Genomic DNA, 22,188 nt, shown 5'->3' on the forward strand with positions numbered 1-22,188 from the left:
AGCATGCATACACCCGTCACGCCCGGCCTCCTCATCCTGCATGGCAACCAGCTGGAACAGCTGCGCGCCGCCGTCTTCCAGTGGCTGCGCCAGCATCCGCTGGCGCCGCTGGAAACGGATATCTTCCTGGTACAGTCGAACGGCGTGGCCGAATGGCTGAAGATCGCCCTGGCCGAGGAGATGAAAGTGTGCGCCGCCACGCGCATCGCGCTGCCGGCGCGCCTGCTGTGGGAAAGCTACCGGGGCATGCTGGGCCGCGAGCGCGTCCCGCGCGTGTCGCCTTTCGATAAATCCCCGCTGACCTGGCGTTTGATGCGCCTGTTGCCGTCGCTGCTGGCCGACCCGGTGTTTGCGCCGCTGCGCTACTTCCTGGCCGATGGCGATTGCGAACGCCGGCTGCAGCTGGCCGAGCGCCTGGCCGACTTGTTCGACCAGTACCAGGTCTACCGCGCCGACTGGCTGGCCGACTGGGCGGCCGGGCGCGACCAGTTGCGCACGGCGCGCGGGGAAGCCATCGTCTTGAAGGAAGACCAGCGCTGGCAGGCACAGTTGTGGCGCGCCGTGGGCCAGGACGTCGAGGCCTTGGAGCGCGATACGGGCCGCGCCGACATCCATGAGGCCTTCCTGGCGGCGATCGCCGCCGGCGATGCGCCGCTTGGCAAGCTGCCGCGCAGGGTGGTGCTGTTCGGCGTGTCGGCCTTGCCGTACCAGACCTTGCAGGCGCTCGCTGCGCTGGCGCGCCACACGCAGGTGGTGCTGGCCGTGCCCAATCCATGCCAGTTCTACTGGGGCGACATCATCGACGGGCGCGACTTGCTGCGCGCGGAAAACAAGCGCCAGCGGCAGCGCAACGGCACCGACCTGGCGCACATTCCGCTGGAAGAATTGCATGCGCACAGCCATCCGCTGCTGGCCAGCTGGGGCAGGCAAGGGCGCGATTTCATCCGCATGCTTGACGAATTCGACGAACACGCGCAAGCCGAAGGGCGTGACGACAGCCTGCGCATCGACCTGTTCGGCGAGGAGACGGGCGAAACCCTGCTGCAGCAGGTGCAGGTGGCCATCCGCGAACTGCGCCCGCTGGCCGAACATGAGCAAACGCCGCCCGACGCCGGCGACCGCTCGATCGAATTTCACGTGGCGCACAGCGTGCAGCGCGAAGTGGAAGTGCTGCACGACCAGCTGCTGGCCATGTTCGCGCATAGCGCCGAGACGCTCTTGCGTCCGCGCGACGTGGTCGTGATGGTGCCCGACATCGACACGTTTACGGCCGCCATCCACGCCGTTTTCGGCCAGTACCGGCGCAACGACGAGCGTTTCATTCCATTCGAGATCGGCGACGTGAAGGACCGCAGCGTCAATCCGCTGCTCGTCGCGCTCGAGTGGCTGCTGCAGCTGCCGCAGCAGCGCTGCCGCCAGAGCGAGGTGCGCGACCTGCTCGACGTGCCGGCGCTGGCGGCACGTTTTGGCCTGCAGCCGGACGACCTGGCCACCCTGGGTGCCTGGATCGAAGGGGCGGGCGTACGCTGGGGCCTGGACCAGGAACACCGCGCCGGCCTGGGGCTGGGCGCGGCCGGGGAACAGAATGCGTGGATCTTCGGCGTGCGGCGCATGCTGCTCGGCTATGCCAGCGGCAGTGGCGCCAGCTTCGGCGGCATCGAGCCGTATGCGGAAGTCGGCGGCCTCGATGCGGCGCTGGCAGGGTCTTTGGCGCAGCTGGTCGAGGCGCTGCTGCACTGGCGCACCGTGCTGGCCGGCGCGCGCACGCCCGCCGAGTGGGGCGCGCAGGCGCGCGCGCTGCTGGCCGCGTTTTTCGATGCGGACGACGAGGGCGACCGCCTGACCCTGGCGCAGCTCGAGGGCGCCTTGCAGGGCTGGCTGGAAACCTGCGGGCATGCGGGCTTTGTCGAGGCGGTGCCGCTGTCCGTGCTGCGCGTGGCGTGGCTGGGCGCGCTGGACGAGCCGACCCTGAACCACCAGTTCGTCTCCGGCGGCGTGACTTTCTGTACCCTGATGCCGATGCGCGCCGTGCCGTTTCGCGTCGTCTGCCTGCTGGGCATGAACGATGGCGATTTCCCGCGCCGCGCGCAGAAGGCCGATTTCGACCTGCTGGCGCTGCCCGGAATGGCGCGCCCGGGCGACCGCTCGCGCCGCGACGACGACCGCTACCTGATGCTCGAAGCCTTGCTGGCCGCGCGCGACAAGCTGTACGTGAGCTGGGTGGGGCGCAATGTGCGCGACAATTCCGAGCAGCCGCCGTCCGTGCTGGTGTCGCAGCTGCGCGATTACCTGGCCGCCGGCTGGTCGCTGGACCGGCACCTGGTGTCGCTGACCACCGAGCACGCGCTGCAGCCGTTCAGCCGCCGCTATTTCGAGGCCGATGGCTTGCTGACCTATGCGCGCGAATGGCGCGTGGTCCATACCGATGCCGATGCGGCCGATGCCGATGCGCAGGCCGCCACGCTGCCGCTGGGCCCCTACGAACTCGATCCCGGCACGCGTCTGAAGCTGGGCGAGCTGGCCAGCTTTTTGCGCCAGCCCGTCAAGTACTTCTTTCGCCGCCGCCTCAGCGTGTATTTCGCCGACGCGGCCATGCTGGGCGAGGATGAAGAGCCGTTCGGCCTGAATGCGCTCGAGCGCTATCTGCTGGAAGACACCATGCTCGATGACGGCGGCGCCGTGGAAGATATCGACGACGTGCGCGCCAGCCTGGAGGCGCGCGCGGCACGCCTGGCGCGCGAGGGCGTGCTGCCCATCGGCCTGATCGGCCGGCAGGTGCAGGCGCAGCTGGTCGAGGCGCTCGTGCCCGTGCGCAGCGCGTGGCTGTCCTTGCGCGCCTCGTTCCCGCTCGCGGCCGACAAGCGCGCCATCAATTTGCCCTTCGGCGAGGTGCAGATCGACGACTGGCTCGACAGATTGTGCAGCAACGGGCAGGAGACGGCCTGGCTGATGCAGATTTCCTCGAAGGTGACGGACAAGGGCGGCCAGGCGCGCGGCGACAAGCTGATGCTGATGTGGCTGCGCCAGCTGGCCGCCGCCGCCCTCGGCTTTCCCGTCACCGGCTACCTGGTGGCGCGCGACGCCATCGTCAGCATGGCGCCGCTCGATCCGGCCAGTTCGCGCGACGCGCTGGCCACCCTGCTGGCGCTGTGGCGCGAAGGCATGAACCATCCGCTGCCCACGGCCTGCAAGACGGGCCTGGCGCTGGTGCAGCAGGGCGACCCGCGCGCCGTGTATGACGGCGGCTTCGACATCTCGGGCGAGCGCGAAGAACTGTGCCTGGCGCGCCTGTGGCCCGAGTTTTCCGCACTGGCCGCCGAGGAAGCGTGGCAGGACTGCACGCGCGAGCTGTATGGCCCGCTGGCCGACTGGCTGCAGCAACACATCACGATTGACCCGATCAGCGCGCCCGATGATGGCGCGGGAGAAGAACCATGACGAGCCACCTGCTCAACCCCCTGGCGTTTCCGCTGCACGGCTCGCGCCTGATCGAGGCGTCCGCCGGCACCGGCAAGACCTGGACCATCGCCGCGCTGTACGTGCGCCTCGTGCTGGGCCACGGCGACGATGACAGCCGCTTTACGCGTCCGCTGCTGCCGGCCGATATTTTGGTAATGACGTTTACGCGCGCCGCCACGCGCGAATTGTCGAACCGCGTGCGCGAGCGCCTGATCGAGGCGGCCGCTTATTTTCGGCACGAATCTGGCATTGAATCCGGCGGCGGCGACCCGTTTCTCGACGCCCTGCTCGAGTCCTGTCCGGACGAGAGCGAACGGCAAAAGGCCGCGCACCGGCTGATGCTGGCCGCCGAGACGATGGATGAAGCGGCCATTTTCACCATCGACGCCTGGTGCCAACGCATGCTGCGCGAGCACGCGTTCGACAGCGGCAGCCTGTTCGACGAAGAACTGGTCAGCGACGAGCAAGCGCTGTTCGAGGATGCGGCCCACGATTACTGGCGCCAGCAAGTCTATCCCTTGCCGCCGCAGGCGCTCGACGTGCTGCTGGCATGCTGGCCCGACGTGGCAGCGCTGAAGAAGGGCGCGCGCGAGCTGGCGCGCCGCGCCGACATCATGGGCATGGCGGACGAAGAGCCGTTGTCGGCGCTGATCGCGCGCGAACAGCGGGCGCTGGCCGCGCAGCTGGCCACCCTGAAGGCGGGCTGGGTCGAGCGCGTGGACCTGATGGCCGCCTGGATCAACGAACACCGCGCCGCCAATCCCAAGTGTTTTAACGGCGTCAAGATGAAGCCGGAGAATCTGGCGAAGTGGTTCGACGGCTTGCGCCGCTGGGCGCAGGATCCGCTCCTGCTGCTGCCCGCCATCACGGCCAAGGCGTGGGAACGATTGACGCCGTTCGGCATCGAGGATGCGTTTGCCAAGAGTTTCACGGCCCAGGTGCCCGAGTGCTTCGAGCATACGGAGGCGCTGGGCATCGCCCTGGCGGCCATCACGCCGCTGGCGCACAAGCTGCACCTGCATGCGGCGGCGGCCATCGCGCGGCGCATGGATCAATTAAAACGCCAGTCGCGCCAGTTCGGCTTTGCCGACATGCTGCAGCGCCTGCACGACGCGCTGGCCGGCGAGAATGGTCCGGCCCTGCGCCAGCGCATCATCGACCAGTACCCGCTGGCCATGGTCGATGAATTCCAGGATACGGCGCCCGCGCAGTACCAGATCTTCAATTTGCTGTACCGCATCGCCGACAACGATCCGGCGCTGGGCCTGTTCCTGATCGGCGACCCGAAACAGTCGATCTACGGTTTTCGCGGCGCCGACATCCAAAGCTACCTGGCGGCGCGGCGCGCCACGGCAGGGCGCCACTACCAGCTGGGCACCAACTACCGCTCGACGGCGCCCCTGGTGGCGGCCGTCAACCAGCTGTTCCTGCACGCCGAGCGCGACGAGGTGCCGGCCGGCGCCTTCCGCTACCGCAAAAACGGCGAGAATCCGCTGCCGTTCGAGGCCGTCGACGCCAAGGGCCGCGACGAGTACCTGGTGAACGCGGGCGGCCCCCTGCCGGCCCTGCTGGCCGCCTGCGCCAGCGATGAAGGGCTGCGCGGCGACGGCTACCGCGAGTATTTCGCGCAGCACTGCGCGGAGCACATCGTCGCCATGCTGGGCGATGCGCAAGCCGGTTTCGCTGGCCCCGACGGTTTTACGCGCCTGCAGCCGGCCGATATCGCCGTGCTCGTGCGCGACCGCAAGGAAGCGGCGGCCATCCGCCGCGCGCTGGCGCGCCGCCGGGTCGCCAGCGTCTACCTGTCCGACAAGGATTCCGTCATCGACAGCGAGGAAGCGCAAGACGTGCTGCGCTGGCTGGCGGCGCTGGCCAACCCGCTCGACGGGGGCCTGGCGCGCGCCGCCTTTGCCACGCGCACCATCGGCCTGTCGCTGGGCGAGCTGGCGCGCCTGTCGAGCGATGAACTGGAGTGGGAGCGCCGGGTCGAGCAGCTGAAGGCCCTGCACCTGATCTGGCAGCGGCAGGGCGTGCTGGCCATGCTGCGCCGCTTCATCCACGAACTGCGGTTGCCCGCCATGCTGCTGCAGCAGACGGGCGGCGAGCGGCGCCTGACGAATCTGCTGCACCTGGCCGAACTGCTGCAATCGGCCAGCCGCCAGCTCGATGGCGAGCAGGCGCTGATACGCTGGCTGGCCGAGCAGATCGCCGGCGAGGGCGACAACGGCGACGAGCGCGTGCTGCGCCTGGAAAGCGATGCGGAACTGGTGAAGGTCATCACCGTGCACAAATCCAAGGGCCTCGAATATCCGCTCGTGTATCTGCCGTTTGCCGTCACGGCGCGCAAGGTCGATAAGCGCAACCGCAGTTTCTTCGATTATGCGGATGACAAAGGCGAGCGCCGCCTCGACCTGTCCTTGTCCGACGAAGCGATGGCGGCGGTCGAAGAGGCGCGCATCGAGGAAGACTTGCGCCTGCTGTACGTGGCCCTGACGCGCGCGCGCCACTTCCTGTGGCTGGGCGTGGCCGCCCAGGCGGCGCGCAAGGCGGGCGAGAACACCCTGCACGAGTCGGCGCTGGGCTACCTGCTGACGGGCGGCGACAAGCTGCCGGCGGAGCAGCTGCTGCTGCGCTGGCAGCAGGTCGCGGGCAGCTGCGACGCCATCTATGTGAGTTCTCTGGCGCAGCCCGACGCCTGCACGGTGCTCGATCGCATCGAGCGCCGTCCCGAATTGCGGCCCGCACCCGTGTTCGTGGGCGAATTCGAGCGTGACTGGTCGGTGGGCAGCTTTACGTCGCTGACGCGCCAGATCGGTGCCGTGGCGGCCGCGCACGTGCCGCAGCGGGCGCTGGAAGAGACCTTGCTGGAAGATGGCACGGCCGTGGCCGTGGCCGCGCCGATGCAAATGGGCGACGCGCCATGGCACCGCTTCCCGCGCGGTTCCGTGCCGGGCAATTTTCTGCATGAGCAGCTCGAGTGGATGGGCGGCGAAGGCTTTGACGGCGTCCACGATGCCAATTTCGATGCGCGCCTGGCCGCGCGCTGCGAACGGGCGGGCTGGGGCCACCGCCAGGAAGACGCCATCGCCTGGCTCCGGGAAATCGCCGTCACGCCGCTGCCGCTGCTCGATGCATCGCTGTCGCAACTGGACAGCACCCTGTCCGAGATGGAGTTCTGGTTCCCCAGCGAGCATTTGTCCACCGAAGCGCTGGATAAACTGTGCACGCGCTTGCTGCTCGACGGCGCGCCGCGTCCCGCGCTGCCGCGGCGCCAGCTGCACGGCATGCTGAAAGGCTTTGCCGACCTGGTCATCGAACGGGAGGGGCGCTACTGGGTGCTCGACTACAAGTCGAATGCGCTGGGCGCCAACGACGCCGCCTACCACACGCAGGCGCTGGCGGCCGGCATGGCGCAGCACCGCTACGACATCCAGGGCGCCATCTACATGCTGGCCCTGCACCGGCTGCTGAAAAGCCGGCTCGGCGACGCCTACGACCCGGCCGAACATCTGGGCGGCGCCATCTTCCTGTTCCTGCGCGGCATAGCGAATGCGGACACGCATGGCTGCTACTGGCTGGCGCCGCAGCTGGAATTGCTGGACGGCCTCGATCAACTGTTAGAAGAAACGGAACACCATGCAGCATGACGCGCAGATGGACGCATTGTTTACCCATGTCGACGGCATCGCCGGGGATGGCCATCTGCGCCGCCTGAGCGCCGCCTTTGCCCGCTTCATCGCCAGTCTGGAGGGGCAGGCGCCGCATGCGCGCGCCGTGGCCGTGGCCTGCGTGGTGCTGTCCGAACTGGAAGGGCGGGGCCACAGCTGTTTGATGCTGGCGGACCTGGCCAGCGAACCTTCGCAGCTGCTGGGCTGGAACGAGGAGCTGTGGCATGGGGTGCTGGCCGTTGCCGGCCCGCTGCCGGACAGCGTCGCCGGCTGGCGCGCGCTGCTGGCCGGCGCGCCGCAGGTGTGGCAGGTGGGTGCGCCCGATGTGAAACAGCCGCTGGTGCTCGATGGCGACCGTTTGTACCTGCGCCGCTACTGGCGTGACGAGACGCTGGTGGGCGAGAAAATCGCCCTCCGCGCGCAGGACTTGAGCGAGCCGCCGCTGGCGCAGGTGCGGCAATGGCTCGACATCCTGTTCGACCAGCCCACGCAGGACGGTGGCCCTGACTGGCAAAAGGTGGCCTGCGCCGTCGCCTTGCGCGGCAAGGTGGCCATCATCACGGGCGGCCCGGGCACGGGCAAGACGTACACGGTGGCCAGTTTGCTGACCTTGCTGTTTGCCGTCTCGCCGCAGCCGGAGCAGCTGCGCATCGCGCTGGCCGCGCCGACTGGCAAGGCGGCCGCGCGATTAAAACAGTCGATCGACAAGGCGCTCGAAGGGCTGGCGGCGAAGGCCGGCGACGCGCTGCCTCTGCTGGAACTGGCGCGGCGCATGGGCGCGGCGCGCACCCTGCATAGCTTGCTGGGCGCGCGGCCCGATACGCGCGCCTTTGCCCACCACGCGGGCAATCCGCTCGACGTCGACGTGCTGATCGTCGATGAAGCGTCGATGGTGCACCTGGAAATGATGGCCTCCGTGCTCGACGCCTTGCCACCCACGGCGATATTGATCCTGCTCGGCGACAAGGACCAGCTGGCGTCCGTGGAAGCGGGCGCCGTGCTGGGCGACTTGTGCCACGATGCGCAGGCGGGCGGCTACACGGACGCCACCATCGCCTATGCGCAGGCGGCCAGCGGCGTGGCCATTCCCGCGCAGTTTGCCGGTAACGCCGGCGCGCTGGCCCAGCAGACGGTGATGCTGCGCCACAGCCACCGCTTCAGCGGCCCGATCGGCGAGCTGGCGCTGGCCGTGAATGCCGGCAGGCCCGACCTGGCCAGGGCGTGCTTCGCCGCCGACAGCGGCGGTCAGCTGGCGTGGAGCGTGCCGGCGCAGCAGGAAGACGTGCTGCGCCTGGCCTTGCGCGGGCGGGGGGATGCGCCGGGCGGCTATCAGCCTTACCTGGCGCTGGTGAACGCGGGCGAGGCCGCGTACGCGCAGTATGACGACTGGGTGCGCGCCGTGCTGCATGCTTTTGAAGCGTTCCGCATCCTGTGCGCCGTGCGCGAGGGAGAATGGGGCGTGGCGGGCCTGAACACGGCCATCGAGCTGCGGCTGGAAAAGGATGGGCTGATACGCCGCAGCGAATGGTATGTGGGCCGTCCCGTGATGGTCACGCGCAACGATTACGGCACGGGCGTGTTCAATGGCGACATCGGCCTGACCCTGCGCGACCCTGCGCGGCCGGGCTCCCTGCGCGTGTACTTCCTGGAAGGGGACAATGTGCGCAGCGTGCTGGCCACGCGTTTGCGCCACGTGGAGACGGCGTTTGCCATGACGGTACACAAGTCGCAGGGCTCGGAATTTCGCCACACGGTGCTGGTGCTGCCGCAGGAAGGCGGCGCCATGCTGGCGCGCGAGCTGGTCTACACGGGCATCACGCGCGCGCGCGACTTCTTTACCCTCGTCTCGCCCACGCAGGCCGTGCTGTTCGACGCGATTTTGCGCCGCACGCAGCGCGCCAGCGGGCTGAGAGGGTTGATCGGCTGAGGGCTTGATGGGAGGGGGTGCGTTTCCTTGTGGAAATATATGTGTTGTATTCCGAATATTGACGATAATTGTTCCGTTTTTTGTGTGAGAATGCTTACGTAGGTGAAGTAGTGCAAAAGCACTGTTTCACGCCAATCAAATCGAAACGAGGAGTCCATCATGTTGTCTTCCCTTCGCACGCGCCTGGTGCTCATTTGTGTGGCCATCGTCGTCCTGTCCATGCTGGCTTTGTCGGTCGCCAATTACGTCACCACGCGCAGCAGCATGCTGGCGTCGTCGGACCAGCAGATGCAGCAGCTGCTGCAAAGCCAGTCCGCCGTGCTGGCGCAATGGGTCGATGGCAAGAAGAAAGTCATGGCCTCCGTCGTCATGTCGGCCGAGACGCCCGATCCGCTGCGCGCCTTCCAGATCGCGGAAAAGGCCGGCGATTTTGCGGAAGTGTTCATCGGCTACGCGGACAAGCGTTCCGTGTTTACCCATCCGGGCCGCCCGGCCGATTTCGATCCGACGGCGCGCGCCTGGTACACGGACACCGTCAAGGCGGGCGTGCCGATGCTCACGCCGCCGTATGTGGACGCGGCCAGCCACAAGCTGGTGGTGTCGTTCACGGCGCCCGTCGGCCCGAAAGAGGCGCTGCTGGGCGTGGCAGGCGCGGACGTGCTGCTCGATACGGTGATTGCCAACGTGGTGGCGATCAAGCCGACGCCGCACAGCTTTGCCTTCCTCGTCGACCAGAGCGGCACCATCATCGCCCACGCGGACAAGGAACTGAGCCTGCAGCCGGTGACGAAACTCGATGCGGCGCTGTCGGCCGCGCAGGTCAACCGCCTGGAAAGCTCGCGCGCGAGCGAGGCCGTGCGCCTCAATGAGCGCGACGGCAAGCTGTACGTGACGCGCGTGGCGGGCACCGACTGGCTGCTGGCCGTGGTGCTCGACCAGCAGGAAGCCATGCAAGCCTTGCAGACGATGCTGACGACGGCCACCGTCACGGCCGCGCTGCTGACCGGGCTGGCGGCGCTGCTGCTGTCGCTGCTGGTGTTCAAAATGCTCAAGCGCCTGGAACTGGTGCGCGACGCGCTCGACGACATCGCCTCGGGCGAGGGCGATTTGACGCGCCGCCTCGACGCTTCCGGCGTGGATGAACTGGCGCAGATCGCGGGCGCCTTCAACCGCTTCATCGACAAGATCGCCGCCGTGCTGGTGAAGATCCGCACGGCCAGCGAATCGGTCAAGGTATCGTCGTCGGAAATCGCCGCCGGCAACCAGGACCTGTCGTCGCGTACGGAACAGCAGGCGAGCTCGCTGGAGGAAACGGCCGCTTCGATGGAAGAGTTGACCAGTACCGTGAAGCAGAACGCGGACAATGCGCGCCAGGCCAACCAGATGGCACAATCGGCGTCCGGCGTGGCCAGCAAGGGCGGGCAAGTGGTGGCGCAGGTGGTCGACACCATGGCCTCGATCAATGACTCGTCGAAGAAGATCGTCGACATCATCAGCGTCATCGACGGCATCGCCTTCCAGACCAATATCCTGGCCTTGAATGCGGCAGTCGAAGCGGCGCGCGCGGGCGAGCAGGGACGCGGCTTTGCCGTGGTGGCGACGGAAGTGCGCAGCCTGGCGCAACGCTCCGCTGGCGCAGCGAAGGAAATCAAACTGCTGATCGACGATTCGGTGGGCAAGGTCGATTCGGGCGCGCGCCTGGTCGACGAGGCGGGGGCGACGATGCAGGAAATTGTCGACAGCGTGCGCCGCGTCACCGACATCATGGGCGAAATCACGGCCGCCAGCGTCGAGCAAAGCTCGGGCATCGAACAGGTGAACCAGGCCATTGCGCAGATGGACCAGGTGACGCAGCAGAATGCGGCGCTGGTGGAAGAGGCGGCGGCTGCGGCCGAAAGCCTGCAGGACCAGGCCAGCACCCTGGCGCAGGTGGTGGGCGTGTTCAAGCTCGATGACGGGCAGGCGCCGGCGGCCGTGCCGCATGCCGCAAGGCCCGTGGCGCGCGTGCCGGCTCCGGCGCGCATCGCCAGCCGCCCCGCCACAAAAGCGCCCGTCGCCAAGCAGGAGCGCAGCGACGAGTGGGAGACGTTTTAAACTTTAAGTACGCCGGGGCGCCAGGGTCGGCGCCATCTGCTTTGCGACTTCAAAAAAAGCGTTGGTGGCCGGCGTGTTCTGGCGCCGGTCGCGCACGGCCAGGCCCACCTTGCGGCTGACGGGCGGGTTCAAGGGCAGGGCGACCAGCTCCGGATACTGTTCCCGCAGCCGCTGCGGCAGGGCCAGTTCGGCGACGATGGAGACGCCGTCGCCGCGGCTGACCATGTCGAGGATGGTGATGACCTGGCTGATGCGGTAGGGGACATGTGGCTGCAGCCCCGCGTTGGCGAACAGGGGCTCGATCAGGCAGGCGCAGCCCGCCTCGGACATGATGAACGGCCCTTCGCACAGCTGCGCCAGGGTGATGGCCGTTTCGCTGGCCAGCGGGTGGCTGCGCGGCACCAGCGCCATCATTTGGTCTTCCACCAGCGGCGCCGTATCGAAACGCTCGTCGGGCAGCACGACGAAGCCCACGTCGACCCTGCGTTCGCGTATCCACTGCACCACTTCATGGTCGGCCCCTTCGTCGATGTGCAGGGCGATGCCCGGATAGCGCAGGCGGAATTGCGCCGTGATGGCCGGTAGCAGATTCAACGACGAGGTGGGACCGAAGGAGCCGATGCGCAGGCTGCCCTGGCGCTGGCCCAGCACGTCGGCCGCTTCCTGTCGCATCGCTTCCGACAAACCGAGGATTTCGCGCGCGCGCACGAGCAGCTGGCGGCCCACGTCCGTCAGCTCCGCCGACGCCTGGTGGCGCACGATGAGGTCCACGCCCATTTCCTTTTCCAGCGCTTTTAACGCATGCGAGACGGCCGACTGGCTGATGCCCAGTTGCGCGGCGGCGGCGGAAAAACCGTGCAGTTCGGCCACCAGGGTAAAGATTTCCAGTTGCGTGAAGGTCATGCTGTGGTTTTCCTGTTGTATGAGTATTTGCTCATTATTTCATGAGTTGATATTAGTATTAATATATAAGTGTACAGCATGTACGCCACCCGCCGCGCAAGCGGCTTTACAGGAACTCCCATGTCTTCTTCCGCCGTACCTTCAGCCGCCTTGCCTGCCGCGCAATCGCCGCTCGTCTATCTGAAACTGATCTGCGTCGCCCTGTTCTGGGGCGGCACCTTCATCGCGGGCCGCGTGCTGGCGCAGCAGATGCCGCCCATGACGGCCGCCAGCGGGCGCTTCGGCGTGGCCGTGCTGCTGCTCGTCGTGCTGGCATGGAAACTGGAAGGGGGCTTGCCGCGCTTGGACCGCAAGCAGCTGATGACGACGGCGGCGCTGGGCCTGACGGGCATCTTTTTATACAATCTGTGCTTCCTGGCGGCCCTGTCGCGCATGCCGGCGGGGCGCACTGCCCTGTTCGTAGCCTTGAATCCCATCGTCACGGCGCTGGCCTCGGCCATGCTGTTCCGCGAGCGGCTCGGATCGTTCAAATGGTTGGGCATCATGCTGGCATTCTGCGGCACGGCCATCGTCATCACGCGCGGCGACCTGGCCGGCGTGCTGCACGGCACGGGCGGCGGCATCGGCGCCGGCGAAATCTTCATGTTCTGCGGCATTTCCAGCTGGGCCGCCTATACGCTGATCGGCCGGGTCGCGCTGAAGGGCTTGTCGCCCATCGCCGCCACCACGTATGCGGCGATGTGGGGCCTGGCTTTTCTGCTGGTGGGGGCGGCCGTCGAATTCCCCACCGTGCCGTGGCACAGCTTCGGCTGGCAAGTGTGGGCCGCCATCGGCTATCTGGGCGTGTTCGGCACGGTGATCGGCTTTGTCTGGTATTACGAGGGCGTCAAGGCGCTGGGTCCGTCGCGCACGGCCGTGTTCAACAACCTCGTGCCCGTGTTCGGCATCGTGCTGGCGGCGGCGCTGCTGGGCGAGCCGGTGCTCGCCTCGATGCTGCTGGGCGGTGCGGTGACGATTGCCGGCGTGGTGATGACCAACCGCCAGGGAAAATAGTTATGGGGTCAGACCCGTCGGGTCTGACCCCGGCATTCAGCCGTGCTTAGCGGGCGCGGCGGCGCTTCGATGGCTTGGCCGGCGCCTTCTTGTGCCGGCTGACGGAAGCGCGCATCACCTTCGGCTCTTCGATGCCGTTCTCGGCCGCCAGCATGCGGCGGATGTTGACGGCGTCCATGGCGCGCACGGAATTGGCGCGCGCGTTGAGCAGGATCATGGTGGCGAACTTGCCGGCCGACTTGATGCGCATGATCAGGCAGCGGCCCGCTTCATTCGTGTAGCCCGTCTTCGACAGACCGATATCCCAGCCCTTGGCGCCCACCAGGCGGTTCGTGTTGTGGTATTCCACGTCGCGGCCCTTGATCTGAATGACGTCCTTCGAATCGGTGGTGATGCGGCTGATTTCCGGGTAGCGCGAGGCGGCCACGGCCATCTTGACGAGGTCGGCCGCCGTCGACTGGTTATTCGGCGACAAGCCCGTCGGTTCTTCGATCACGGTCTGGCGCATGCCCAGGGCCTTGATCTTGGCGTTGACGGCCACGGCAAACGCCGTCGGGCCGCCGGGGAAGGTGCGCGCCAGCGAGGCGGCGGCGCGGTTGTCGGACGACATCAGCGCCAGTTGCAGCACGTCGTGGCGGCTCAGGGTGGCGCCCACGGGCACGCGCGAAGTGCTGTGTTTCAAGGTGTCGACGTCTTCGCGGTCGATGCTGATCTCTTCCTGCATATTCGCCTTGGAGTCGAGCACGACCATGGCTGTCATGAGTTTGGTCAGCGAGGCGATCGGCACCACCACGTTGGAATTTTTTTCAAGCAAGACTTTGCCTGTGCCGTCTTCGACCACCAGGATCGACTGGGAACCGAAGGGCACGGCGATGGCCGCTGTCGAAAGCGTCATCAGCACCGCGGCGAACATTTTTTTGAGCATGGGATTGTATGTGGGAAAGCAGTTTTGGGGCGCCATCGTGGGCGCTGCGCGCAAATCCGGAACAGGGCCGCGCGGGGACGCGGCGTGTATCTCGGAGGCAATATTTGCCAAGCTTAAACAATACCATTAAAGATCAAGCGATGTCTACGGTACAAGCCCGCGACAGGCGGCTTTGCGGGCAATTTGGCAAATAAATGGGGCTATTCTTGCCGTAGTGAAAATTGTTCCGCACTTATTGATTTCATCTTGGAAACTTCGTATGAATTAAGCAATATTGGCAGTCTGATCCGAAGGCGCCGTGCGCTTCGCCGTTGATGCCTGTTCCTTCGCGCTTCGTTGCACCGCGCTAGGCCCCGCAAGCGGGGCGCCGTAGGCATGCGTTCACGCTCGCAGCGCGGACTGCGGAGAACGCATCGTGCTAAAAAATATATGGACTGGTGCCGCAGCATCGACCTCGGGGCGCATGCAGGTGCCGGTGCGCGAACTGGCCCAGCGCGGCGTGAGCTTTCGCGTCTGCAATAACACCTTGCAAGGACGCAATATCGACCGCCAGCGCGTGCTGCCCGAAGCCGTCATCGTGCCCTCGGGCGTGACCGAGCTGAGCCGCTTGCAGTGGCAGGAAGGCCATGCGTATATCCAGCCCTGACGCCCGCGCCGCTGCCGGATGGCAAGGGCGCGGCGTGAAAGGGGGCAACGCTTACTGGATCTTGGCGATCGACACTTCCGTCGATTTGACCAGCGCGATGACTTCGCTGCCCACTTTCAGGTCCAGGTCCTTGATCGAGCGCGAGGTGATCACCGAGGTGACGATGCCGTGCGGCGTTTCCACATCCACTTCGGATACCACGGGGCCAAAGATGATTTCCTTGATCTTGCCGCGAAACTGGTTGCGTACATTCACTTCCGAGATAGCCATGCTGTTTCCTTTATGCCCGTAATACGCCGTGCGGCGCGACATGGCCAGAGTACGGCGCGCGCACGCTTTTGACCACGAATCGATGCGCATATCGATATGCGCAAACAGCTGCGGACATGAAAAAACCGGGACATGTCCCGGTTTCTCGTTGATGCAGATCAGATTACTTCTGATAAATCTTGTCGAACTCGCCGCCATCGTCAAAGTGTTTCTTTTGTGCCTGTTTCCAGCCGCCAAACACCTCATCGATGGTGAACAGGGTGATCGGCTTGAAGCTGGCCGCGTATTTCTTCGCTACCGCGGCCGAACGGGGGCGCAGGTAGTGCTTGGCGACCAGTTCCTGGCCCGGCTCCGAGTACAGGTATTGCAGGTAGGCCGTGGCTTCCTTGCGGATGCCGCGGCGGTCGACGACCTTGTCGACGACGGCCACGGGCGACTCGGCCAGGATGGAGATGCTTGGATACACCACTTCGAAGTTGTCGCCGAATTCGGCGCGCACCAGTTGCACTTCGTTTTCGAACGTCACCAGCACGTCGCCGATTTCGCGCTGCGTGAAGGTGGTGGTGGCGCCGCGGCCGCCGCCGTCGAGCACGGGCACGTTCTTGAACAGCTTGGTCACCAGGTCGCGCGCCTGCGCTTCGCTGCCGCCTTTTTTCACGGCATAGCCCCAGGCTGCCAGGTAGGTGTAGCGGCCGTTGCCCGAGGTTTTCGGGTTCGGCACGATGACCTTGATGCCGGGCTTGGCCAGATCGTCCCAATCCTTGATGTGTTTCGGGTTGCCTTTGCGCACCAGATATACCATGGTGGAATAGAACGGCGCCGCATTGTTCGGGAATTTCTTGGCCCAGTCGGCCACCACGAGGCCGCGGTCGACGAGGATATCGATGTCATTGGCCTGGTTCATGGTCACGACGGACGCTTCCAGGCCGTCGGCGACGGAGCGCGCCTGCTTGCTCGAACCGCCGTGCGACTGCTTGATGGTGATGGTTTCGCCCGTTTTGGCTTTCCAATCCGCAATAAATGCGGGATTCACATCCTTGAACAATTCGCGCATCACGTCGTACGAGGCGTTCAGCAAGACCACGGGTTCGGCGGCGGACACGCTCATGGGCAGGCTCATGGCGGCAGCGGAAGCGGCCAGGGCGCTGGCCAGGAACCAGCGGCGCGAGCGTTGGGTGAGTGTCGCTGCGGCAGTCGATACGGCGTTGGAATGGGTCATGTTGAACTCTTGTTGTGAGAATAGACAGACATAGTCTAAAATTCCGGCCGGAAAAGAAACGAATTTTTCGTAATATGCTTAGATACGATTCCCTTTGCGCTAAAAAACAGATATCGATTTTTGGAAACATTCGTGGGCAAGGCGCGCATCAGCACTTAGTCTGCAGGCATGGTGCCATAGGCAAAACCAGCGCGTGGCGTGCGGCAAAAAACCCGATTGCGCCGCTTGGTGTATAGTCGAATCGCACGATACAGGGGTAAAACCGTCTGCATCGGCAACTGGAATATTTTGTGAGCGTACATGAGTCTTGAAATTCGTATTGCAACATCGACCGACGCTTTCGAGGCGTGCAACGTATTACGACGCTCCATCGTCGAATGCTGCAGCCTCGATCATCGGGACGATCCGGCCATTCTGGAAGCCTGGCTGGGCAATAAAACACCGCAGATGGTGGCGTGCTGGTTTGCGTCGCCCACCAATTTCTCGCTGGTCGCAGTCGATCAGGGCGCCGTCGTCGGCGTCGGCTTGCTGACGCGCGCCGGCAAGCTGGCCCTGTGCTATCTGCTGCCCGAGGCACAGGGCCGCGGCGCCGGCAAGGCGCTGGTGGAGCAGCTGGAAGCGCAGGCGCGCGAGTGGGGCATCAAGGCCCTGCAACTGCACAGCACGGCCAGCAGCCAGGCCTTTTTCGTCAAGCAGGGCTACATCGAGGCGGGCAATGTGCGTTCGCCGTATGGCGTGGAAACGATTTTTTGCTGGAAACAGATTGACCCGGCAGGCATCGCCAGCGGCGACCCCAAGCGCAAGCGCTTCTGCAACTGCAATTCGGCCTGACGGCCCGCCAGCATTTCAGCCCGCCCATCCGGCGGCGGGCCTTTCCCTCCCTTTGAATCTTTCCCTTTAGTTTCCCTTCAGTAACTGATCTGGATATACACGCCTTGCGGCGCTGCATCGTTTGCGGGCAGCAAGGTGCCGCCGGCAAACAGTTTCAGTTCGCCGGGCGCGAACGCCAGCCAGTCCTCGTTTTGCGTCAGCGGATGCGTGGCGATGACGGCGATGCGGTCGTCCAGGTGGTTGTGCTGGCGAAAATCGATGCTGCGCTCGCAGTCGATCAGTTGCGCCACGGAAAACGGGTATTCGCGGATCACATAGTGCAGATGCGTGGAACAGTGGGCAAACAGCAGTTCGCCGTCCGACAGGATGAAATTGAAGGTGCCGTGCGCGGCGATGTCCTTGGCGACCTCGGCGATGGCGGCGCGCAGGGCGGCGCGCGCGGGCTCACCGGCGGGAAACTGTGTGCGCAAGCGGGCCAGCAGGTGGCAGAACGCCTGTTCGCTGTCCGTGTCGCCGCTGGCCTGGTAGTGGGCATTGGCGGGCGCGCGCCACGTTTTGAGATCGCCGTTGTGGGCGAAGGACCAGGTCTTGCCCCACAGTTCGCGGGCGAACGGGTGGGTGTTTTCCGGCGCGATGCGGCCCTGCGTGGCCTTGCGGATGTGCGCGACGATGTTTTTCGCCTTCACGGGATGTTGCTGCACCTGGGCGGCCAGCGGCGAATCGATGGCGGCCAGGTGATCGGTCAGCAAGGTGCAGCCGCTACCGGAATGATAGGCGATGCCCCAGCCGTCGCGGTGCTCGTCCGTGCGGCCGCCCCGCTCGGCAAAGCCGGCAAAGGAAAATCCCAGCGCGGCCGGCTTGCTGCTGTTCATTGCGAGTAACTGGCACATGGCGGCCCTTCCTGGTGGTATCGGTACACGCCCACAGTAAAGGCCGGGGCAGGGCGCTGGAACGAATGTTTCCGACTATCGATATGCGCCGTCCGTTGCGTCGTCCATATTTGCTGCGCGCATATCAAATGGCGAAACCATTCGTTCTCCTTTGCTTGGCGCGGCCTTACTCTGCACACTTTGGCGCCGTCGTCCCCATGCGGGACGCCGGCGCAGTCCGATGAAGGAGCACGTATGCCATTTCCCGTCCTGAAGAACTACCTGGCCCGCCTGTCGCACCAAACCCAGGCCGGCACCAGCGTCTGGCTCGACGGCGAAGGCAGGGCGCTGGGGCGCTTCTTCAATTGCACCATGACCAGCGCCTTCCAGCCGCTGCGCGAACTCGACAGCGGCAAGCTGGTGGCGTTCGAGGGACTGGCGCGCAGCGTGTCGAAGGCGGACGAGGGCTTGTCGCTGTGGCGCTTGCTCGACCACGCGGCCAGCGACGACGAATCCGTGGAGCTGGACCGGCTGTGCCGCATGCTGCACGCCATTAATTTCTTTCGCCAGAGCGAAGCGGAGCAGTCGGACCTGTACCTGAACGTGCACGACCGCTTGCTGAGCGCTGTCAGCAGCAACCATGGCCACGCCTTCCAGCGCATCCTCGACGCGCTGGGCTTGCCCATCGAGCGCATCGTGCTGCAATTGCCGACGGTGACGCCGAACCAGGGCTGGCTGCTCAACTACGTGGCCGACAATTACCGGCGCAACGGTTTCCGCCTGGCCATCAACGTGGCCAGCGTGCACGAGGCAACGGGCATGCTGGAGCGCTTGCACCCGCATGCGTTCAAGCTCGACGCGGGCAACCTCAGCGACGAGCAGGCCGTCGCCAGCTTCGTCACCGTGTGCCATGCGGCGAAGATCCGCGTCATTTTCAAGCGCCTCGACACGCCGGCGGCGCTGGCCGCGCTGCAGCGCGTGGCCGCCATCACGGGCTTGCCCATCGTGGCCCAGGGCTATTTATTGGACAAGCCCCTGACGGCGCTGGCGCTGGCAAACCGCGACGTCGCGGCCAGTGCGGCCGCCGGGTAAGATGCCGAATCCTGAAATGAGGGCGGCACGATAGGCATTGAGGGTTTTTCTTCGCAGCACAATACGCTATAGTATTCCCATCGTTACATTGGACTGACTATGGCATCGCGCAGAAATTTTCTACATCACGGTATGGGCCTGGCCGCGCTGGGCCTGGTAGCCACCCCACTCATCGGCTGCGCCTCGCGCACGGCCGCTCCCGCCTCGGCTTCGGCCAGCGCCAAGCCGCGTGCGCCGCGCACGGGCGTGCCGCCCCAGCCGACGCAGCTGGCCAGCGTCGACCGCTCGATCACCTCGCAGTCGCGCCAGGCCATCACGGAGATGGAACCGCCTCCCGACATCTTCGATGCGCAGGCGCTGGACCTGGAATTCTGGCTCAAGCCCCGCACCCTGGAAGTGGTGCGCCCGGCCAGCAATGAAAAGGCGAAACTGCTGTACTGGAAAGATGGCGAAGTCATCGATTCGGCCTACCAGGAACTGTGCCACTTGCTGCGCGACGTGAACGGCAAGAAGACGGCGCCCATCGACCCGAAACTGCTGGAAACCCTGTGGGGCACGCAAGCGTTCGTGGCCCGTTACGGCATCGAGCAGCCGCTGGAAATCCTGTCGGGCTACCGCACGGCCGAATCGAACGGCAAGCTGCGCGAAGCGGGCGTGCCGGCCGCGCGCCAGTCGCTGCACATCTCGGGCCGCGCCGCCGACATCCGCGTGGCGAATCTGAACGCGGAAGTGCTCGGTTCGCTCGTGCGCAGCTTCAAGCAGGGCGGCGTGGGCTTCTATTACCGCTCCGGCCCCCGTGGCGGCTGGATCCATGCGGATACGGGATTGCAGCGCGTCTGGAAAGGTTAAACACCTGACCAAACCTCGCTTGGCGCGCTTTGCGGCCTGTGATGCTCACCGTACCTTGGTACGGCTGCGCGTCTCGACCACAAATCACTGTCGCTCGGCTACGGTTTTGTCAGGCGTTTGTTTGATCAGTCATAGTGATACGGCGGCTCCGGCACGCTATCGGTGCCGGCGCGCCGCCATTCGTCGAAATTTACGGGGCGCTCCCAGAAAATGCGCCAGCCCAGGCGCTGGCTGGCCCGCACCTCCGGGTGCGCCTGCAGATAGCCGTCGATGAAACGGGTAAAGTCCGATACGTAACCGCTGCGGCGGTAGGGAAGTCGATGCGGCATGGCTGCTCCTTTCTTGCCTGGCCTGGCTTTTGACCTCTGGCGCACGCAAAAGTGCCGCGCTCTCTTCCATGAAACTCTCCAGCCATAACATCGAACTGTTCCTGGCCGTCGTCGACGGCGGCTCGTTCTCGGCCGCCGCGCGCGCCTTGCGCAGGGCGCCGTCGGCCGTCAGCATGGCGATGGCCAACATCGAGGCGGAACTGGGTATCGCCCTGTTCGACCGGGGCGCGCGCGAAGCCGTGCCCACGCCGGCCGCGATGGCGCTGCTGCCCCACGCGCGCCTGATCGCCGAGCAGCTGAAGCAGTTGCACCTGCATGTGCAGGAATTGTCGCAGGGACTGGAAAGCCGCATTTCGCTCGGTATCGCGGCCGAACTCGACCATGCGCCTTTTCTCGCCGCCGTGCGCGCGCTGTCGCAGCGCCATCCGCTGCTCGACATCGAAGTGCTGACGGCGCCGCAGGACGATGTGCTCGACATGCTGCACCGGGGCCGCATCAGCGCGTGCATGGCCTTTGCCGGCGGGCGCATCAACCACGAGGAACAGTTCCAGCTGGTGGGCAGTGATGCCTTGCTGGCGATTATTTCTACCCAGCATCCACCCGACGTGGCGGGCCGGCCCCTGTATATCGAGGAATTGGTGAATTTGCGCCAGATTATCGTGGCCAGCCGCGAACTCGACCTGGCCGATGCGCGCCCCGTGGTGGGGCTGTCCTACTGGCGCACCGACAGTTTGCCGATGGCGCTGGCGATGGTGGAGGCGGGACTCGGCTGGGGTAACTTTGCCGCCTCGGCCATCAAGGAATCACTGGCGGCGGGGCGGGTGCGCTGCGTGGCGTTCAAGAATACGGGCAATGGCCTGGTCGTGCCCATCCACCTCGTGTGGATGAAGGACCGGCCGCTGGGCATGGCGGCGCGGTCCTTTCTTCAGTTGCTCAGCGAAGCGGCCTGAGCATCATTGGGCTCCTCCTTCGGCTGCTGCGCCGACAGGGGCACGCCGAACAGGCCGTCGAAGAAGTAATTGAAGATGAAGCTGTAGCAGGGGATGATCAGCATCAGCGCGAAGTCCAGCACGAACGCTTGCCACAGGCTGATATCGAGCCACCAGGCGATCAGCGGGATCAGGTAGATGACAAGTGTGATCTGGAAGCCGATCGCATGCAGGATACGGCGCCAGACGGTGCGCGTGCGCGATACTTGCCGGATTTCCCAGTATTCGAACGCCGTGTTGTAGAGCAGGTTCCAGATCACGGCGATGGTGGTGATCATGATGGCCAGCGGGCCCGTGCTGGTGGGCGACTCGCCTGAAAGCAGGGTCAGCCAGGCCGTGGAAATGGCCATGCCGATGATTTCAAAGGCGGTGACGTAGACGATTTTGCGTTTGATGCCTTGCATGTAAAACCTGTAAAGAAGAGATGGCGCGTATTTTAAGTCAGCCATGCTGATGCTAAAAGTTGATGGCTATCAGTTTTTCTGATGGATGTGGCGTGGAATTACCATGCTTGCCGCGAACGAGGGATAATGGCGGCTGGCGGGCAAACGCTCCCCTGCATCACGGCAGCACATCACCGCAGTACATCACCGCAGAAAAGGTCAACGAGCATGCAAGGCGCAGCAGACAGCAACATTCCCGATATCCCGGATTCCCCCGCCAGCGCGGACGAACGTCCCCGTTTCCGCCCCCGTCCGTGGGAGCACCTGGAAACGCCATATGACGTGGAAGTGTGGATCGAGGAACATAATCGCAGCATGCAGGACAATATCCGCGCCACGGAAACGGGCGTGGGCATCTGCTTTACCCTGGCCGAAGGGGGCGACATCTATATGCAGACGAGCGCCGACGGCGCCGTCGTGCTCGACGTGACGCCGGACGCGGCGTGGGTGACTCCCCTGATCAGCGCCGCCACGGGCTGCGAGACGCCCGTTTCGTCCTTGTGGATATTGCCTGACGATAAGCTGATCCAGCTGATCGTGGGGCTATCGAGCCTGGTGGCCAGCACCTTGCTGGTGGTGGGCCATGATTTCGGCTTGCGCCGGCACCGCATGGGTCGCTGAA

General features: G+C 65.3%; 18 protein-coding genes. 11 read left to right on the forward strand and 7 right to left on the reverse strand.

The window, feature by feature from the left end; translation table 11 throughout:
- Positions 1–3: 3 nt before the first annotated feature.
- From recC to JAB4_RS13515, 4 genes are all read left to right on the forward strand, one after another.
- Positions 4–3,438 (forward strand): exodeoxyribonuclease V subunit gamma, encoded by a 3,435-nt coding sequence (recC, locus tag JAB4_RS13500; protein WP_070224826.1) that lies wholly within the window; start codon positions 4–6, stop codon positions 3,436–3,438.
- Complete coding sequence (gene recB, locus JAB4_RS13505) at positions 3,435–7,106, forward strand: exodeoxyribonuclease V subunit beta (protein WP_070224827.1); 3,672 nt, start codon at positions 3,435–3,437, stop codon at positions 7,104–7,106. Before recC ends, recB begins: the two co-directional genes overlap by 4 nt.
- The gene (gene recD / locus JAB4_RS13510; RefSeq protein ID WP_070224828.1) at positions 7,096–9,054 is read left to right on the forward strand and encodes an exodeoxyribonuclease V subunit alpha; all 1,959 of its coding nucleotides are present in this window, start codon (positions 7,096–7,098) and stop codon (positions 9,052–9,054) included. The genes recB and recD overlap by 11 nt, the downstream gene beginning before the upstream one ends.
- A 159-nt stretch (positions 9,055–9,213) precedes the next feature.
- Complete coding sequence (locus JAB4_RS13515) at positions 9,214–11,148, forward strand: methyl-accepting chemotaxis protein (protein WP_070224829.1); 1,935 nt, start codon at positions 9,214–9,216, stop codon at positions 11,146–11,148.
- Between the two features lie 3 nt (positions 11,149–11,151).
- On the opposite strand, the gene JAB4_RS13520 is transcribed toward JAB4_RS13515, so the two are convergent.
- Positions 11,152–12,051, reverse strand: coding sequence for a LysR substrate-binding domain-containing protein (locus tag JAB4_RS13520; protein ID WP_070224830.1), 900 nt, complete (start codon positions 12,049–12,051; stop codon positions 11,152–11,154).
- A gap of 120 nt (positions 12,052–12,171) precedes the next feature.
- On the opposite strand from JAB4_RS13520, the gene JAB4_RS13525 reads away from it, so the two are divergent.
- Entirely contained in the window at positions 12,172–13,104 is a 933-nt protein-coding gene (locus tag JAB4_RS13525; RefSeq protein WP_070224831.1) for a DMT family transporter, read from the forward strand.
- Positions 13,105–13,150: 46 nt separating this feature from the next.
- On the opposite strand, the gene JAB4_RS13530 is transcribed toward JAB4_RS13525, so the two are convergent.
- Complete coding sequence (locus JAB4_RS13530; RefSeq protein ID WP_034778183.1) at positions 13,151–14,029, reverse strand: serine hydrolase; 879 nt, start codon at positions 14,027–14,029, stop codon at positions 13,151–13,153.
- A 415-nt stretch (positions 14,030–14,444) separates the two neighbouring features.
- Between JAB4_RS13530 and JAB4_RS13535 the strand changes: the two genes are divergently transcribed.
- The gene (locus JAB4_RS13535) at positions 14,445–14,675 is read left to right on the forward strand and encodes a DsrE family protein (protein WP_227742150.1); all 231 of its coding nucleotides are present in this window, start codon (positions 14,445–14,447) and stop codon (positions 14,673–14,675) included.
- Between the two features lie 51 nt (positions 14,676–14,726).
- Here JAB4_RS13535 and JAB4_RS13540 read toward each other — a convergent pair whose 3' ends face one another.
- Together JAB4_RS13540 and JAB4_RS13545 are read right to left on the reverse strand one after the other, a co-directional pair.
- Positions 14,727–14,945 (reverse strand): TOBE domain-containing protein, encoded by a 219-nt coding sequence (locus tag JAB4_RS13540; RefSeq protein WP_034757699.1) that lies wholly within the window; start codon positions 14,943–14,945, stop codon positions 14,727–14,729.
- A gap of 163 nt (positions 14,946–15,108) precedes the next feature.
- Positions 15,109–16,164, reverse strand: a complete 1,056-nt coding sequence (locus JAB4_RS13545; RefSeq protein WP_121669183.1) for a sulfate ABC transporter substrate-binding protein — start codon at positions 16,162–16,164, stop codon at positions 15,109–15,111.
- 300 nt (positions 16,165–16,464) lie between these two features.
- On the opposite strand from JAB4_RS13545, the gene JAB4_RS13550 reads away from it, so the two are divergent.
- Positions 16,465–16,995 carry a GNAT family N-acetyltransferase gene (locus JAB4_RS13550; protein ID WP_070224833.1) on the forward strand — a complete coding sequence of 177 codons (531 nt, stop codon included), beginning with the start codon at positions 16,465–16,467 and terminating at the stop codon, positions 16,993–16,995.
- 77 nt (positions 16,996–17,072) lie between these two features.
- On the opposite strand, the gene JAB4_RS13555 is transcribed toward JAB4_RS13550, so the two are convergent.
- Positions 17,073–17,885, reverse strand: a complete 813-nt coding sequence (locus JAB4_RS13555) for a class II glutamine amidotransferase (protein ID WP_071650300.1) — start codon at positions 17,883–17,885, stop codon at positions 17,073–17,075.
- Between the two features lie 234 nt (positions 17,886–18,119).
- Here JAB4_RS13555 and JAB4_RS13560 point away from each other — a divergent pair, with 234 nt between their 5' ends.
- A complete protein-coding gene (locus JAB4_RS13560; protein WP_070224835.1) occupies positions 18,120–18,956 on the forward strand; it encodes an EAL domain-containing protein in 837 nt (278 codons plus the stop codon).
- A 132-nt stretch (positions 18,957–19,088) separates the two neighbouring features.
- Positions 19,089–19,805 (forward strand): DUF882 domain-containing protein, encoded by a 717-nt coding sequence (locus JAB4_RS13565; RefSeq protein ID WP_070224836.1) that lies wholly within the window; start codon positions 19,089–19,091, stop codon positions 19,803–19,805.
- 125 nt (positions 19,806–19,930) lie between these two features.
- Here JAB4_RS13565 and JAB4_RS13570 read toward each other — a convergent pair whose 3' ends face one another.
- A complete protein-coding gene (locus JAB4_RS13570) occupies positions 19,931–20,134 on the reverse strand; it encodes a DUF3460 family protein (protein ID WP_070224837.1) in 204 nt (67 codons plus the stop codon).
- A 68-nt stretch (positions 20,135–20,202) separates the two neighbouring features.
- Between JAB4_RS13570 and JAB4_RS13575 the strand changes: the two genes are divergently transcribed.
- Positions 20,203–21,084 carry a LysR family transcriptional regulator gene (locus tag JAB4_RS13575; protein WP_070224838.1) on the forward strand — a complete coding sequence of 294 codons (882 nt, stop codon included), beginning with the start codon at positions 20,203–20,205 and terminating at the stop codon, positions 21,082–21,084.
- Here JAB4_RS13575 and JAB4_RS13580 read toward each other — a convergent pair.
- Positions 21,060–21,527 (reverse strand): PACE efflux transporter, encoded by a 468-nt coding sequence (locus tag JAB4_RS13580; RefSeq protein WP_070224839.1) that lies wholly within the window; start codon positions 21,525–21,527, stop codon positions 21,060–21,062. The genes JAB4_RS13575 and JAB4_RS13580 overlap by 25 nt on opposite strands.
- A 207-nt stretch (positions 21,528–21,734) precedes the next feature.
- Here JAB4_RS13580 and JAB4_RS13585 point away from each other — a divergent pair, with 207 nt between their 5' ends.
- Entirely contained in the window at positions 21,735–22,187 is a 453-nt protein-coding gene (locus JAB4_RS13585; protein WP_070224840.1) for a hypothetical protein, read from the forward strand.
- Position 22,188: the final 1 nt, after the last annotated feature.

Source organism: Janthinobacterium sp. HH102 (assembly GCF_001758625.2).
Classification (GTDB): domain Bacteria; phylum Pseudomonadota; class Gammaproteobacteria; order Burkholderiales; family Burkholderiaceae_D; genus Janthinobacterium.

What these genes read in the sequence shown, in the direction of transcription:
- recB (WP_070224827.1), top strand. Translation starts at nt 3,435, where the DNA reads ATGACGAGCCACCTGCTCAACCCCCTGGCGTTTCCGCTGCACGGCTCG.
- JAB4_RS13565 (WP_070224836.1), top strand. Translation starts at nt 19,089, where the DNA reads ATGGGCCTGGCCGCGCTGGGCCTGGTAGCCACCCCACTCATCGGCTGC.
- JAB4_RS13530 (WP_034778183.1), bottom strand. Translation starts at nt 14,029, where the DNA reads ATGCTCAAAAAAATGTTCGCCGCGGTGCTGATGACGCTTTCGACAGCG.
- JAB4_RS13515 (WP_070224829.1), top strand. Translation starts at nt 9,214, where the DNA reads ATGTTGTCTTCCCTTCGCACGCGCCTGGTGCTCATTTGTGTGGCCATC.
- JAB4_RS13570 (WP_070224837.1), bottom strand. Translation starts at nt 20,134, where the DNA reads ATGCCGCATCGACTTCCCTACCGCCGCAGCGGTTACGTATCGGACTTT.
- JAB4_RS13580 (WP_070224839.1), bottom strand. Translation starts at nt 21,527, where the DNA reads ATGCAAGGCATCAAACGCAAAATCGTCTACGTCACCGCCTTTGAAATC.
- JAB4_RS13520 (WP_070224830.1), bottom strand. Translation starts at nt 12,051, where the DNA reads ATGACCTTCACGCAACTGGAAATCTTTACCCTGGTGGCCGAACTGCAC.
- JAB4_RS13550 (WP_070224833.1), top strand. Translation starts at nt 16,465, where the DNA reads ATGAGTCTTGAAATTCGTATTGCAACATCGACCGACGCTTTCGAGGCG.
- JAB4_RS13585 (WP_070224840.1), top strand. Translation starts at nt 21,735, where the DNA reads ATGCAAGGCGCAGCAGACAGCAACATTCCCGATATCCCGGATTCCCCC.
- JAB4_RS13545 (WP_121669183.1), bottom strand. Translation starts at nt 16,164, where the DNA reads ATGACCCATTCCAACGCCGTATCGACTGCCGCAGCGACACTCACCCAA.
- recC (WP_070224826.1), top strand. Translation starts at nt 4, where the DNA reads ATGCATACACCCGTCACGCCCGGCCTCCTCATCCTGCATGGCAACCAG.
- JAB4_RS13525 (WP_070224831.1), top strand. Translation starts at nt 12,172, where the DNA reads ATGTCTTCTTCCGCCGTACCTTCAGCCGCCTTGCCTGCCGCGCAATCG.
- JAB4_RS13540 (WP_034757699.1), bottom strand. Translation starts at nt 14,945, where the DNA reads ATGGCTATCTCGGAAGTGAATGTACGCAACCAGTTTCGCGGCAAGATC.
- JAB4_RS13560 (WP_070224835.1), top strand. Translation starts at nt 18,120, where the DNA reads ATGCCATTTCCCGTCCTGAAGAACTACCTGGCCCGCCTGTCGCACCAA.
- JAB4_RS13555 (WP_071650300.1), bottom strand. Translation starts at nt 17,885, where the DNA reads ATGTGCCAGTTACTCGCAATGAACAGCAGCAAGCCGGCCGCGCTGGGA.
- JAB4_RS13575 (WP_070224838.1), top strand. Translation starts at nt 20,203, where the DNA reads ATGAAACTCTCCAGCCATAACATCGAACTGTTCCTGGCCGTCGTCGAC.
- recD (WP_070224828.1), top strand. Translation starts at nt 7,096, where the DNA reads ATGCAGCATGACGCGCAGATGGACGCATTGTTTACCCATGTCGACGGC.